Origin of the sequence: Marinifilum fragile JCM 15579, from assembly GCF_001310955.1 — a bacterium.
Lineage (GTDB): Bacteria > Bacteroidota > Bacteroidia > Bacteroidales > Marinifilaceae > Marinifilum > Marinifilum fragile.
This window is the reverse complement of the sequence record NZ_BAZX01000069.1, coordinates 1-1164: the sequence shown is the minus strand read 5'-3', so window position 1 is coordinate 1164 and position 1164 is coordinate 1. Positions and strand designations below refer to the sequence as shown.

Sequence of the window (1164 nt, the reverse complement as noted above, 5' to 3'; positions counted from 1 at the left end):
TTGTGTGTTGGCTTTTTACAAATATTTACTTTCAATAAACTCCAATAACTCTTTGTAATCTGTGAACCGTAAACTATCATGCCATATCTTTTTATTATGTGGATTTACAAGTCTTGGATTAACACATAAAGTTTGAGCTCCAGATTTATGTGCAAACTCATCATTATCAGAATTGCCAATAAATAAAATTTCTCCAGGTGATTTTAATTTCTCATTGCGATAAATTTCTCTGATAAATTCTGCCTTTCCTTCAAAATCATATTTGGTTCCAACGATTTTAGTTAATTTTCCTTTTTTGAACCTGAAAATGTTTGCTTTAATATCATCAAAGTATTCATAAATATCATCACCCCAAATGTATTGTATTAGTTGAACAATTGAACCTGAGATTAAGTAAAGCTTTATTCCGTCTTGCTTTAGATTATCTAATGCATCTTTAACACCATCAAACAATTCAAAATATTGAGCGATATCTTTTAATTTGTCAGGAGAGATTTCCTTTTTTTGAAATGCTTTGCATGTTTTGTTACACCATTCTTGATGAGTAAACTCTTTTGCTTTAAATTTTTTATATAAATTATGACAGTCAGATACTTTATAACCTAATTCTTTCCAAATTAACTCCCAAGTTGAATGTAAATCTGGCACATTGCATCGTGAAAGAGTTCCATCAAAGTCAAAAACAATAGCTTTTATCTTAGGATAAGTCTTTTTTGAAAATATTTTTATTGCCAAAAAGAATAGTACAGACAGAAAAATAAATAGAAGTCCTAAAAGTAAAAAAGACTTATATTTTTCAATATTTGTTGGCCATTCAGCCTTATTTAAAAGAAAGGTAAAAACAATACTTGCTATTATGGAAGAAATAATATTGTTTGATGTATTTCTAAACCATTTTTTTAACGAGTTTTTTAAACTCTCTTTTTCAATATTATTCATGTATTTTAGTTATTTATGGGTTCTGTTTGGTTTTAAGCTTACACACAACGGTCTTGCTAAGTTTTCGTGGGCGATTTAAAGAGAAATCTCATCAAACCGCTAAATAAGCAAGCCGCATAAATTTGTTTATATTTTTAAGCAAACCAATTTAAGTAGCTTGCTGGTGTTTTTTAATTGAACTAACTCTCGAGCAATTCCCACCGCCCATGAAATTTAGCTTTTGTG

The 1164-nt window shown here is 29.0% G+C and carries 1 protein-coding gene; it reads right to left on the bottom strand.

Annotated elements, in window-relative coordinates; genetic code table 11:
* Positions 1 to 15 precede the first annotated feature (15 nt).
* A complete protein-coding gene (locus JCM15579_RS19910) occupies positions 16 to 939 on the bottom strand; it encodes an HAD family hydrolase (protein WP_054723050.1) in 924 nt (307 codons plus the stop codon).
* Between the last annotated feature and the right edge of the window lie 225 nt (positions 940 to 1164).

Excerpts from the sequence above, each read along its gene's own strand:
- JCM15579_RS19910 (WP_054723050.1), bottom strand. The coding sequence starts at position 939 with ATGAATAATATTGAAAAAGAGAGTTTAAAAAACTCGTTAAAAAAATGG.